Source organism: Lacinutrix undariae (assembly GCF_052934785.1).
In genome coordinates this window covers 1,956,336-1,969,905 of record NZ_CM128809.1, presented here as the reverse complement: position 1 = coordinate 1,969,905, position 13,570 = coordinate 1,956,336, and the positions used below count along the sequence as shown (strand labels likewise).

At 33.5% G+C, this 13,570-nt stretch carries 10 protein-coding genes and 1 pseudogene; 10 read left to right on the top strand and 1 reads right to left on the bottom strand.

Going from position 1 to position 13,570, the window contains the following annotated elements; all coding sequences use genetic code 11:
• Positions 1-181: 181 nt before the first annotated feature.
• The 8 genes and pseudogenes from ACU4C5_RS08690 (at position 182) to ACU4C5_RS08655 (ending at position 9,949) form a co-directional block, all read left to right on the top strand.
• Positions 182-1,135 (top strand): tRNA dihydrouridine synthase, encoded by a 954-nt coding sequence (locus tag ACU4C5_RS08690; RefSeq protein WP_446843809.1) that lies wholly within the window; start codon positions 182-184, stop codon positions 1,133-1,135.
• Positions 1,136-1,189: 54 nt separating this feature from the next.
• Positions 1,190-1,414 carry a hypothetical protein gene (locus ACU4C5_RS08685; protein ID WP_446843808.1) on the top strand — a complete coding sequence of 75 codons (225 nt, stop codon included), beginning with the start codon at positions 1,190-1,192 and terminating at the stop codon, positions 1,412-1,414.
• A gap of 123 nt (positions 1,415-1,537) precedes the next feature.
• Positions 1,538-2,191 (top strand): metal-dependent transcriptional regulator, encoded by a 654-nt coding sequence (locus ACU4C5_RS08680; protein ID WP_446843807.1) that lies wholly within the window; start codon positions 1,538-1,540, stop codon positions 2,189-2,191.
• Positions 2,188-3,225, top strand: coding sequence for a metal-dependent transcriptional regulator (locus tag ACU4C5_RS08675; RefSeq protein WP_446843806.1), 1,038 nt, complete (start codon positions 2,188-2,190; stop codon positions 3,223-3,225). The genes ACU4C5_RS08680 and ACU4C5_RS08675 overlap by 4 nt, the downstream gene beginning before the upstream one ends.
• Positions 3,209-5,393: pseudogene (feoB, locus tag ACU4C5_RS08670) on the top strand (ferrous iron transport protein B). Before ACU4C5_RS08675 ends, feoB begins: the two are co-directional and overlap by 17 nt.
• 362 nt (positions 5,394-5,755) lie before the next feature.
• Complete coding sequence (locus tag ACU4C5_RS08665) at positions 5,756-6,829, top strand: radical SAM protein (protein ID WP_446843805.1); 1,074 nt, start codon at positions 5,756-5,758, stop codon at positions 6,827-6,829.
• Between the two features lie 21 nt (positions 6,830-6,850).
• Complete coding sequence (locus ACU4C5_RS08660) at positions 6,851-7,933, top strand: L-dopachrome tautomerase-related protein (RefSeq protein ID WP_446843804.1); 1,083 nt, start codon at positions 6,851-6,853, stop codon at positions 7,931-7,933.
• 144 nt (positions 7,934-8,077) lie between these two features.
• Positions 8,078-9,949, top strand: coding sequence for a B12-binding domain-containing radical SAM protein (locus tag ACU4C5_RS08655; protein WP_446843803.1), 1,872 nt, complete (start codon positions 8,078-8,080; stop codon positions 9,947-9,949).
• 181 nt (positions 9,950-10,130) lie between these two features.
• Here ACU4C5_RS08655 and ACU4C5_RS08650 read toward each other — a convergent pair whose 3' ends face one another.
• A complete protein-coding gene (locus ACU4C5_RS08650) occupies positions 10,131-10,778 on the bottom strand; it encodes an SDR family oxidoreductase (RefSeq protein WP_446843802.1) in 648 nt (215 codons plus the stop codon).
• Between the two features lie 342 nt (positions 10,779-11,120).
• Here ACU4C5_RS08650 and ACU4C5_RS08645 point away from each other — a divergent pair, with 342 nt between their 5' ends.
• Together ACU4C5_RS08645 and ACU4C5_RS08640 are read left to right on the top strand one after the other, a co-directional pair.
• Entirely contained in the window at positions 11,121-11,792 is a 672-nt protein-coding gene (locus tag ACU4C5_RS08645; protein WP_446843801.1) for a phosphoglycolate phosphatase, read from the top strand.
• A gap of 1 nt (position 11,793) precedes the next feature.
• Entirely contained in the window at positions 11,794-13,227 is a 1,434-nt protein-coding gene (locus ACU4C5_RS08640; protein ID WP_446843800.1) for a hypothetical protein, read from the top strand.
• Positions 13,228-13,570 lie beyond the last annotated feature (343 nt).

Here is a 13,570-nt window from a genome sequence, read left to right as displayed (position 1 = left end):
TTATATATATCTATACCCCCTAGTGCTAATTCTCACGAATTAATATCTAGCGCTTTAGTAAAGCTCATTTTAAATATTATAAGCATGAAAAAATTAATCTATTTCAGATAAAAACGCATATTATAAAACTAAATTAAAACGAGCCACCAAATACACTATCTTTGCCCAATTAAATAATACGATGGCTTCTACATTACTTTCATCACCTTTACAAGGTTTTACAGATTTTAGATTTCGCAACGCTTTTCATCATTACTTTGGAGGTATTGATACATTTTACGCGCCTTATATTAGGCTTAACGGAAAATTAAAAATCAAACAGTCGTATCAAAACGATTTACTTCCAGAAAACAACAGCACTTTAGAGGTGATTCCGCAAGTTATTACCAATGATGCCGATGAGTTTATATATGTTGCAAAATATGTACAGAGTTTAGGTTACAAAGAATTAAACTGGAATTTAGGTTGTCCATATCCAATGGTTACAAAATCTGGAATGGGATCGGGTTTAATATGTAATCCGGCAAAAATCAATGATATTTTACATCGCGCACATAATGAAACCGATATTTTGGTGTCTATGAAAATGCGAATGGGTTATGAACATGCCGAAGAAATACTAGACGCTTTTCCTATTTTGGATGCCTATCCGTTAAAAAATATCGCAATTCATGCGCGTATTGGAAAACAACTTTATAAAGGTCCGGTAAACTTAGATGCTTTTGAAAAATGCATGAGTAGCACCAAACACAAGCTGTATTATAATGGAGATATTACTAGTGTTTCGGCTTATAAAGCTATTGAAAAACGCTTTCCTAATATTGATCATTTTATGATAGGTCGCGGCTTAATTGCTGATCCTTTTTTACCAAGTATGATAAAAAACGATACTACAGAATATCCTAAAGATCGTTGGCAGATTTTTGCAGAATTCCATGATACTATTTACCAACAATATGATGAATATTTATCGGGACCAACGCCTATAAAAATGAAAATGCTAGGGTTTTGGGAGTTCTTTGCACAATCTACATCCAATCCTCAAAAAACATATAAAGCGATTAAAAAAGCAACTAATCCTAAAAAATACAGATTAGCTGTAGATAGTATTATAAATACCGAAAGTAAATTGTAAACCCATTTGGTTTAAGATATAATCACTAACTTTAGTACATAAATTCGTCCTATTATGAAATTAAACTTATTGTCTTGCGATGCGCAAAGACCAGATAAAAGAGCTATTGCAAAATGTATTACAGAATTATCTTCTCAAGTGGGTTCTAGCTTAGCAAACGAACTTACTGATATTTTACTAGAAGGCGATCCCGTAGATATTGAGGTTGATGATAAAAATTCTGGATCGGCATTGAGAGCTTTAAGAAAGCTAGATATTGACTACGAAATTATAGAATAACCCGCATTTCTTCTACCTAAAAAAAACATAATACAACATCATAAAAAGTATTAAGTGATTTTTAACGCTTTACAGTTTAGGCGTGTCTAAATATTATTTATCTTTGCATAAACTAATATTTTTATGCTTACAAAATCCGAAGAAAATTACATCAAAGAGATTTATGCTTTAGAGCAGAAACACAAAACAGATGTAAACACAAATTTACTCGCTGAGAAAATTGACACCAAAGCATCTTCGGTGTCTGATATGCTAAAAAAATTAGCTAAAAAAGACTTATTAATCTATCAGAAATATAAAGGCGCAAAACTCAATACTAAAGGTGAAAAAATCGCGCTTTCAGTAATTAGAAAACACCGCCTTTGGGAAACCTTTTTGGTTCAGAAGTTAAATTTCTCTTGGGATGAAGTTCATGAAATTGCCGAACAATTAGAGCATATTCATTCTGAAAAACTCACCAATCAATTAGATGCATTTTTAAATTTCCCAAAAGTTGATCCGCATGGCGACCCCATTCCTGATGCTAATGGAAATTTCATTACTATAAAAACCATTTGTTTAAGCGCATTAGCTATTAATGACGAAGGTGTTTTTGTAGAAGTAAAAGATGATTCGGATAAATTCTTAAAATATCTTACCAAAAACAACATCACTATTGGCGCTAAAATTAAGGTGATAGATAAAGAAGATTTTGATAATTCTATCACTATTGAAATTGATAAAAAGCAGTTTAATATTTCTGAAGACGTCATTAATAATTTATACTTAAAACGATGACTTATAATCCACTCACAGCGCTCGCTATCTTTTTTGGGGTAAGCTTGTTATTATTTTTGGTTTTCAGACCTAAAAAAGGTTTGTATTTCAATCTTAAAAACACGTATCATCAAAAAGACAAAACGATTATAGAAGACATTTTAAAGTTTCTGTATCACAATCATATTTCAGAAAACACAATCACCACTAATGATTTAACGAATGCTTTAAGTTTTTCGAATTCATTAATTATTGAAAGTCTAAATAAAATGATTGATACTGACCTTATTTTTCTAGAAAAGGACGGTTATAATTTAACCACAAACGGTAATGAATACGCGCTACAAATTATTAGAGCACACCGTTTATGGGAAAAATACCTTTCTGAAAAGACAGGATTTCATAAAAAAGAATGGCACGAAAGAGCCGAAAAAATGGAGCATGAATTAAGCGCTGCCGAAATTAATAATTTATCAAGTCTTTTAGGAAACCCAAAGTTTGATCCACATGGCGATCCAATTCCTACAAGTAAAGGTAAAATGATGCGTAAACGCGGAGTGCAATTATCATCATTAAAAGTAGATACTATTGGTAAAATTATTCATATTGAAGATGAGCCCGATATTATTTACAAGCAAATTTTAGCCGAAAACATTCACCTCTACTCTACCATTCGTATTATTGAAAGCAACCAAACACGTGTTGTTTTTCATTCGGAAGGAGAGCAATTTGTACTCGCTCCAATTGTAGCAGGAAACATTACAGTATCGGTCTTAGAAAAAACAGAAATTGAAGAAGAAAACATTGCCCGTTTATCTAGTTTACAACTCGATGAAAAAGCTATAATTGTTGGACTCTCAAAAGAATCTCGTGGAGAAAGCAGACGTCGTTTATTAGATTTAGGCTTTGTAAGAGGTGCCACCGTTGAGATTGATTTACTAAACCCATTAGGCGACCCCAAAGGTTATCTTATAAAAGGGACCACTATTGCATTGCGAAAAGATCAAGCTGCAAAAATTTTAATCAATAAAAGTAGTCATGGAAAACAAAACTAAAAGTGCTTGCGAAACTTGTGGACATTTTAATGCTGACGGACTTAAAAAACTAGGTATAAAAACCGATGATTTTGATTTTGTAGTTGCGCTTGCAGGAAATCCAAATACCGGAAAAAGCACCGTTTTTAACGCGCTTACCGGATTGAGACAACATACAGGAAATTGGCCTGGAAAAACAGTTACAAGAGCTGAAGGTGGTTTTGAATATAACGATCAAAAATACAAATTGGTAGATTTACCAGGAACCTATTCGCTTTTATCAACATCAGAAGATGAAGAAGTTGCTAGAGATTTTATTCTTTTTGGAAAACCTACGGTTACGGTAATTGTTGTGGATGCCAGTAGACTGGAACGTAACCTAAATTTAGTCTTACAAATTTTAGAAATTACAAACAATGCCGTTTTGTGCTTAAACTTAATTGATGAAGCTGAAAGAAACCATATTGAAATTGACACTAGAGTTTTAGCTAAAGATTTAGGAATTCCTGTGGTACCAACAAGTGCGAGATTTCAAAGAGGGATTCCTGAGTTAATTCAAACCATAAGTGAATTAGCAACCGGAAAAATAAAGTGTAAACCTCGTAGAATAAAGAATATCCCTAAAAACATAGAAGATTCCGTTAAGGAATTGAGCGAAAGTATAGAAAAGGAATATCCAAATATTTCAAATAGTAGATGGATTGCTTTTAGACTTTTGGAAGGTGACACGCAAATTATAGATGCATTACGAACAGGAAAAATAGCCACTAATGAAAACTAAAAACATAGACGATATTATTGCTTTATCGGAAGAATTACGTTGGAAAATTGGTGATGATTTTCACGATAATTTAGCCGAAAGTATTTATGCTGATGCTTCAAAAATTGTTGAAGATGCAGTAACAAAAGACGATAAAAAATCTAAATTTAGACTAGACGCTAAAATCGATAAAATTGTAACGAGCAAAATTTGGGGTTTCCCTATTATGTTATTCATTTTAGGTGTGGTATTATGGCTAACCATTATTGGCGCTAATTATCCATCATCCATGTTAGCAACCTTATTATTGGATAATGTACATCCATTTTTAAAAGGTTTAGGAACAGATATTGGTTTCCCTTGGTGGTTAAACGGCTTTTTATTTGATGGTGTTTACCTCTCCGTAGCCTGGGTAATTGCAGTAATGCTTCCCCCTATGGCAATCTTTTTCCCTTTATTTACACTGTTAGAAGACTTTGGTTACTTACCAAGAGTCGCTTTTAATATGGATAATCTTTTTAAGAAATCTGGAGCACACGGAAAACAAGCTTTAACCATGAGCATGGGATTTGGTTGTAATGCCGCAGGTGTTGTAGCTACTCGTATTATTGACAGTCCTAGAGAACGATTAATAGCGATTATTACCAACAACTTTTCGTTATGTAACGGACGTTGGCCAACGCAAATACTATTAGCTACTATTTTTATTGGCGCTGTAGTACCAGAAACTTATTCTAGTTTAGCTTCTTTATCTGCCGTAATAGGCATTGCTGTTTTAGGAATTTTCTTTATGTTTTTCTTTTCTTGGGCCTTATCAAAGACGGTTTTAAAAGGAGAAGTTTCAACCTTTAATTTAGAATTACCGCCTTATAGACCACCCGTATTTTGGAAAACAATTTATACCTCATTAATTGACCGAACCGCTATTGTATTGTGGAGAGCTATTGTATTTGCTGCACCAGCAGGAGCGGTAATTTGGCTGATTTCTAATATTTTTATAGGTGATGAGAGTATTGCCACATGGACAATTAACTCCTTAGATGGTTTTGGTTTTCTATTAGGCTTAAACGGTGTTATTTTACTAGCTTATATAGTCGCAATTCCTGCAAATGAAATTGTAATACCAACCATATTAATGCTAACCGTAATGGTAACAGGTGTTGCCGGAGGTGTTGGTGACGGTGTTATGTTTGAGCTAGACTCTGTAACTGCCACAGCCGATATTTTACATTCTGGAGGTTGGACGCTACTTACCGCTGTAAACGTGATGCTTTTCAGCTTACTTCACAACCCTTGTAGCACCACGATTTATACCATATATAAAGAAACAAATAGTGTAAAATGGACAACAGTTGCTTCAATATTACCCGTTATTGCTGGTTTTATTATCACCTTTTTAGTGGCTCAAATTTGGAGAATATTTGTTTAGAAAATATATCATGAGCTATAAACACAACATTTATAGCTCATAATCTGGTTGTTTTTGAGCTATAAAATTATTTCAAATACAAAACAGCACTTTTTTCATAAATGGGGATATGTTATCATCGCTTTCAAAACAGTTCTTTTTTTTTTATAAAAATTGATTAGAATCCCCTTAATAACTAATCATAGAAGCTACTTATACTCCTTTTTATAAAGTTAACTACACCCAACTTAATTCTCACAAAGTCAATAATTTTTATAAAAAAATACTACTTTTAACCCAATCAAAAACTTATTGTTAATAAGTTTCATATAAAAGATGAGACCCAAGCTCCCGATAATTAGATTAATGACTAAAAAGCGATCATGAATAAAAGAAAATTAAAGAAAGCAATAAAGCGACTTTATTATTTACCTTTAAATAAAAATTTATTAATTTATTCATCCAATAAAATTAAGGGATTCTATTTTAAATTAATTAAATCTACAAAAGTAGCCTACCCTTCTACAATAATGCTAGAACTTACCAACCAATGTAATTTAGCATGTACAATTTGTCCTAGAGAGCATTTTTACGGAAAAGAAATGGATAAAGGGATGATGAATACCGACCATGCTAAAAGCGTTATTGACGAAGCACATCCTTATCTAGATTCTATTGGGCTTACCGGATTAGGTGAGACTTTTATGTATAAAAAAATTGAAGAGATTGTAGATTATATCAAGGCTAAAAACAAGGGAATTATTATCTCTATTTCTACAAACGCAGTACTACCTAATTTTATTGAAAAAGCAAAAGGAGTTATTGGTAAAATTGACACCATACAAATATCAATTGATGGTATGGATGATGTTTATGATGCTATTAGAATAAAATCTAGTTTTAAATTATTAGACAGTAATATTAGAGAATTAGCAATACTCTGCAAAGGTACAGATACTGAGTTGATGCTAAATATGGTGGTAACCAAAGAGAATTACACACATATGCCTAGATTGGTAAATTACGCACAAGAAGTTGGAATTACCTATTTAGATTTTTCTTTATTTAATCTTGCTGCAGTCACAGATACACCTATAGAATATTATGACTTTTATGAATCGGAAGCATTTTTAGCAGTTGCTAATGAGCTAGACCGTGTTAGTAAAACCGTTAAGGATGTTATTATTACCAACAAAAATTTCAAGACCGAAAACAGTTTTAAGACATGTAATTTCCCTTGGAATCATTTTTATGTAAGTCAAGATGGATATGTACCGCCATGTTGCGCAAAACCATTCCCCAAAGAAAAAAGTTTTGGTAGCGTAGGTTCAGATTCTTTAATTAATGTTTTAAACAGTGAAGACTATCAAGATTGGAGAAAATTATGGTTTAAAAACACGACACCAGATTTTTGCAAAAAATGTAATCTTGTAAATACCAATTGTAAAAGTAATTAGTTTAATATCATCTCATTCTACATGAAAAAAATAGCCTTTATGGTATGTACACTAGCTTTAGTTAGTTGTAAAACCGATACTAAAAACAACCACCAACCCGAAACGGTTTCAACAGAAAAAACGACAACAGAAGTTTCAAACATTACAGAAGTTGCTCATTTTAAAGGTCAGCAAGTTACTGGAGTTACGGTAAGTGATCAAGGGCGCATTTTTGCAAATTTCCCAAGATGGCGAACAGGTGTTAATAACGCTGTCGTGGAAGTTGATAGTACAGGAGCTTCTAAAGCATTTCCTGATGCCCGTTGGAACAACTGGGAGATTGACACCCCTGTAACAGATTCTACATTTATTGCCGTACAATCTGTAGTGGCTTTTGAAGATCAATTATATGTTTTAGACACCAGAAACCCACAATTTAAAGGACTTGTAGATAGCCCAAGAGTTTTTGTTTTTGATCTTAAAACACAACAATTAGCACACACTTATATATTAACAGAAGGGAGTTTTCATAACGATTCGTACATTAATGATTTACGTGTAGATAAGAAAAACCAAGTTATTTATTTTACAGACTCAGGACATGCAGGTCTTGTCATTTTAGACTTAAAAACTGGCGTTTCAAAACGTGTCTTAGATAATCACGCCTCAACATTAGCAGCAGTAGATTTCCTAACATTTAATGATAAAAAATGGGAGCGTAAAATACATTCAGATGGTATTGCTTTAGATACTAAAAACGATCTTTTATACTACCACGCGTTAACAGGTTACAATTTATTTTCGGTTCCTACCGAAACACTAATTAACGGTAGTAAAGAAGCTATTGAAAACAACGTAAAACTTGTTATGAAAACTTCGGCACCAGACGGTATGATTTTAGATGACAAGAACAATCTTTATTTAGCCGATTTAGAACATGATAAGATTATGAAAGTAGAATTATCAACAGGAAACAGTCGTGTTTTTGCTGAAGGCACACAGATAAAATGGGCTGATACATTTAGTATTTTCAACAATCAATTATATTATACTAATTCTAGAATTAACGAAATTGAAGGCGATATTAGTAACTTCACATTCACTATAAATAAAATAGATTTGTAGTACATTCTATTTTCAACATTTAAAAGCCCTAAAATTACACAATTAATTTTAGGGCTTTTTTTTTACAAGTTACTTTCCTTTGCTAAACGAGTAAAAAGGCACATATTTCAATTCATTTATTTTAAAGAAGACTATCTTTGCAGCATGCAGTCAAAAGTCCTTTTTATAACACCACCGTTTACGCAGTTAAACACCGCATACCCAGCAACCGCTTATTTAAAAGGTTTTCTGGAAGTGCATGATATTGTGATGCCACATTGCGATTTAAGCATTGAGCTATTTACGGCTGTTTTTTCTAGCGACTTTTTACAAGATATGTTTCGCGAAGCTGAAGATTTGGAGAATTATAATTATCCGGAAGTCAGCAACAAGAAAGCTCAATATATTTCTACTGTTGATACGGTGATTGCTTTTCTGCAACAGCATGATATTACAACGGCACAAGAACTATTAAAGTCTAATTTTTTACCCAAAGGGCACCGTTTAAAACACGTAAACACCCAAATTAAATGGGCCGATGGCGATGTGGGGATTATAGATAAAGCCAAACATCACGCCACGCTTTATATTGAAGAAATTGGCGATTTTATTCAAGCTAATGTTGATGAGTTTTTTGCATTCACTAAATATGCCGAACAGATTGCCACTTCTGCAAGTAGTTTTGATCAGTTAGATGAATTTTTAAGCTATCAACCCACACTTATCGAGGAGACAATGTTGGATCTTTTGGTGGCTCAAATTGAAACACATCAACCAAAACTTGTCTGTTTTACAATTCCTTTTCCAGGGAATTTATTCGCAGCCTTACGCTGTTCGCAATTTATAAAACAATTATTCCCAGACATTAAAGTCGCTTTTGGTGGTGGCTATTGTAATACCGAATTACGCTCATTAGAAGACCCACGTATTTTTGAATTTGTAGATTTTATTTCTTTAGATGATGGCGAAGGTCCGTTGCTTAAAATTGTAAATTATATTGACGGAAAAGTAGATATTAATCAACTAGAACGCACCTTTATTCTAGAAGATGAACAAGTGGTTTACAAGAATAAAATTCCCAATACCATTTACCATCACAAAAATTTACCAGCGCCTAATTATTCGGGGTTGCCTTATCATAAATATGTCTCGTTTTTAGACGTTGTAAATCCCATGCACCGTATGTGGACGGACGCCCGATGGAACAAGCTCACCATTTCTCACGGTTGTTATTGGAAACAATGTTCTTTTTGCGATGTTAATCTTGATTATATTGGAAATTACCAGAATACTACTGCTGAAGATTTAGTTCATAAAATTGAAAAAATAATTAACGATACCGGTATTACAGGCTTTCATTTTGTAGATGAAGCTGCACCACCAAAAATGCTCCGTGCACTATCAAACGCATTAATTGAACGACAGGTAAAAATCACATGGTGGACCAACATTAGGTTTGAAAAAACCTTCTCTTTTGAGCTCTGTCAACTTATGGAAAAATCGGGATGCATTGCTGTAACAGGTGGATTAGAAGTCGCCTCAGACCGTTTACTTTCTAAAATGAAAAAAGGTGTAGACATTGCTCAAGTTGCCCGAGTAACACATAATTTCTCGCAAAACAACATCATGGTTCACGCCTATTTGATGTATGGTTTTCCTACACAAACCGAACAAGAAACCATTGATTCGCTTGAAATTGTACGTCAATTATTTCAAAAAAACTGTATTCAGTCGGCATTTTGGCATCAATTTACCACCACAATCCACAGTCCGATTGGTCAGAATCCCGAAGAATTTGGTATCACTATTACTGGTCCCGAATTTCAAGGATTTGCTCAAAATGATTTACACCACAACGATCCTCAAGGTGCCGATCATCCTAAATACACCAAAGGTTTAAATTTGGCATTACACAACTATTTAAACAAAGCAGGATTTGATCTTTCGTTACAAGAATGGTTTCAATTTCCGGTACCAAAAACCACACATTCAAAAGATTTAGTTGAACGTTTTTTAACTGCTACAACCGTAAAATAATTTGGGCGTTACCGCAAGGGTCGCGCTTTACGTTACAAGTCCTCGTGCCAAAAAACTTCGTGGCACTGTGGGCTTTTCACTACAATCCCTAACGCAGAATTTTCAAACATCATAAAAAAAAATAGCCCCCAAAACGGCAGCTATTCAGTATTAAAAATCTTATTTTAAAAAAACTTAAAAATCACATATTAACGGTGTTTAACTTATGTAAGGCCACACCAATTAAAGTCTCTCCTTTTATAATTTCGAAAGTGGCATTATGCGCCACATCATCGTTAAGTGTACGCACTAAAGTTTGTGCCACATCATCTCTACTAATTTCACCGCGCTTATTTAGTTTTTCTTCTAATTCAATAGCGTTTGTTAAGCCCATATTTGTTAAACTTCCTGGTCTAACAATAGTGTAATTGAGTCCGCTAGCTTTTAAGTAATTATCGGCATTTTGTTTTGCCTTTAAATAGTCTTGTAACGCTGTTGCTTCCTCTGGATGATCTGCTCCCATTGAACTTAGCATTACAAATTTCTTAATATTATTTTTAGTTGCTTGGTCAATAAGACGTTTTGCCCCATCTTGATCTACTCCTATTACATTTTTTCCACCTGAACCAGCTGCAAAAAGCACTTTATGAATAGTGTTGTTTTTAAATATATGAGACATTTCCTTTTCTAAATCTCCTAAAACACTGTCTATTTGTTTTGCTTTAAAAAAAGCTTGCTGTTCCTCTTTTCTCACCATTGCGATGGGATTAAAATATTGAGATTCTTGCAAAAGATTAACTATTTTTTTTCCTGTAGTACCGTTGGCACCTGCTATTAAAATGTTTTCCATATGCATAAGGTAACTCTTGTTTTATGGTATTCAAAATAACACAAACGGTTTAACTTCAATTTAATATAAAACGGTCTGAACACATTAAACTGCTAAAATTTTTAACAATTTATTTTAGTTTAAAAGTATAACTAAATCTTCTAAAATTAGATTTTCATAATTAGGTCTTCGTCTTAAAAACATTTCTAAGGCCTTTAAAATTTGAGCATAAACATTAGGATAACACATTTTAAAGCTCAAAATTTAAGAAAATGTTATAACGACGCTAAAATTGATCGAAAACATTGTAAATTCTTACTATTTAAGTAAAACTTCCGCATCTTTGCATCTAAACTAGACACTGTGGATTTTACAAACAAAACACTTATTATATTTGATTTTGATGGTACACTTATTAACAGTATCCCAGATTTAACCTTGGCGGTCAACAAAATGTTAGTACATTATAAAGCCACACCGTTAACAATACAAGATGTTACTCCGTTTATTGGAAATGGTGCAAAACCACTTGTACAACGTGCTTTAGCTGAAGCAATGCCCGAAAAAGAGATTACCGATGCGTTTTTTAAAGAGGCATTTGACATTTATTTTTCGGCATATACCGAAGTTACTTGCCAACATACTTTTATGTATCCTGGTGTTTTTGATACGTTAACTAAGTTAGATAAAAAAGGCTATAAGTTAGTGATTTGCACAAATAAGCCTTCTAATTTTATTGCCCCTATTTTAGAAAAACTAGAGATAAAACATCTCTTTAAACTTTGGATTGGAGAAGACTCTTTAGCAACTAAAAAACCAGATGCAGCACCACTTTTACATTTAGCAAAGGAAATGCAAACCCCCATAGCACACTGCATCATGGTAGGAGATTCAAAGAATGATATTCTGGCAGCTCAAAATGCAAAAATGGATAGTATTGGTGTGAGTTACGGTTATAATTACAACGAAAATATTGCCGATTACAACCCAACAATGGTTGTGGATCGTTTTACAGATTTAGAAGCGCTTTTTTAGTATGAATACGAGTCATGATGTTGGAATTATTGGAGGTGGTGTTTCGGGTGTTGTAATTGCATTACAATTGGCCGAATATGGCATAGATCATATTTTGTTTGAACAAGAAGATAGCGTGGTAAATGGTCCGCCATTTTGCCATTTGCATGCTGGAGGGAATTTATATCCAGACATTTCTGATGAGCAATGTAGAATTCTCTTAAAACAATCGATAGAAATGGCGCGTTTATTTCCGCAGTCTATTGATGAAAGACCAACATTTATAAGTATTCCGAAGACAGAAAAATACGCGGTTTCTCAAATTGAAAACCGACTAGATATGTTGGTGGATTATTACAAAACATTAATTGCTGAAGATCCAGAAAACCAAATTCTTGGTGCTCCAGAAGATTATTATAAACTTTACAATAAAGCCGATTTACAAATTTTAGCAGCACAACCTACTACAGCTGTCCCAAATACGGCAGATGAATGGATGTGTAATGCTATTAAATTGATAGATTATAAAAAACTAAAAACACCTGTAATTTTAGTACAAGAATACGGGTGGAATCTTTTTAGATTGGGAGCACAAGCACAATTGGCGTTGAATGCTTCTGAAAAATGTGCTTTAAAAACAAATACTTTTGTTACCGATATTAAAGATGTTAGAGCTAAAAACCTGACTCATAATTGGGAAATATGTACAAAAGACGCTACATATAAGGTGAAATATTTAGTAAATTCTTCGGGGTTTAAAACGGGGAAAATTGATAATACGTTACACTTAAAATCTGAACGTTTAATTGAGTTTAAGGCGGCTTATGTCTCTAAATGGCACCCTATTGCTGGATTAATTCCGGAGTTAATTTTTCATGGTGAACGTGGTACGCCACATGGTATGGCACAACTTACGCCTTACTGTGATGATTATTACCAAATTCACGGTATGACTACAGATATTACGTTGTTTGATGATGGTTTGGTACAATCTAAAACCGATGATGCGCAACCTGAATTTAATGCTGATATTGAACAAAAACTCTCTCGTAAATGGACTGCAGAAGCTATAAAAACCAGAACTGAAAATGCTATTGCTTTTGTAGGGCAATTTGTGCCATCATTTGTAAATGCCACTGTTGGCGGACCTCCGTTATATGGTGCACAACAAATTTTTGGTGACGATCCTAACTTAAGGGTTGGAGAGGTACGTTTTCCTAGTCCGTTTTATGCACGTAGTGAGATTATAAAAGCGTCTTCGGCATTAACAGTTGCAAATCAAATTATACAAAAAATTATTGAGGAAGGTATTGTTGCTGAGCTTTCAAATGATTTGAAATCTACTACTTTACTGAATCATGTATTAAAAACCGATATTGATGTTTTAGCTGGAAAGTTTGCAGTAGATAGAGGTTATCCTGAAGCCTTATCAAAATTAGTGATTGACAAAGCCTAGTTATGATTTACCTAAGTAAACAACAAAGCATCTGCTACCTTAACGTATAACACCACAGCCTAAACCCCTAACTTTTAGTCTTAACTATGTTATGGCTTATTCTCTAATACAACTCTTGTTTTAAAACATTTACTGTGCTATTTTTTACAGTATTTTGTAGTACTTACTATTCTCCCCTCCTTCCTTTGGTGGTATTTGAAGTATACGGCTTGTTCTTTAGCTATTTGTAGTATTTTAATTCACATGAGGTATATACCTCCTCTTCTTTCTGTTTATCCTCCTATGAGGTATGTATTAATTTAGGTTGGCATAAAGTCGGCATATACTCGGCATAAAGTCGGTA

Coding starts and splice junctions, on each gene's coding strand:
- ACU4C5_RS08690 (WP_446843809.1), top strand. CDS start 182: ATGGCTTCTACATTACTTTCATCACCTTTACAAGGTTTTACAGATTTT.
- ACU4C5_RS08685 (WP_446843808.1), top strand. CDS start 1,190: ATGAAATTAAACTTATTGTCTTGCGATGCGCAAAGACCAGATAAAAGA.
- ACU4C5_RS08680 (WP_446843807.1), top strand. CDS start 1,538: ATGCTTACAAAATCCGAAGAAAATTACATCAAAGAGATTTATGCTTTA.
- ACU4C5_RS08675 (WP_446843806.1), top strand. CDS start 2,188: ATGACTTATAATCCACTCACAGCGCTCGCTATCTTTTTTGGGGTAAGC.
- ACU4C5_RS08665 (WP_446843805.1), top strand. CDS start 5,756: ATGAATAAAAGAAAATTAAAGAAAGCAATAAAGCGACTTTATTATTTA.
- ACU4C5_RS08660 (WP_446843804.1), top strand. CDS start 6,851: ATGAAAAAAATAGCCTTTATGGTATGTACACTAGCTTTAGTTAGTTGT.
- ACU4C5_RS08655 (WP_446843803.1), top strand. CDS start 8,078: ATGCAGTCAAAAGTCCTTTTTATAACACCACCGTTTACGCAGTTAAAC.
- ACU4C5_RS08650 (WP_446843802.1), bottom strand. CDS start 10,778: ATGGAAAACATTTTAATAGCAGGTGCCAACGGTACTACAGGAAAAAAA.
- ACU4C5_RS08640 (WP_446843800.1), top strand. CDS start 11,794: ATGAATACGAGTCATGATGTTGGAATTATTGGAGGTGGTGTTTCGGGT.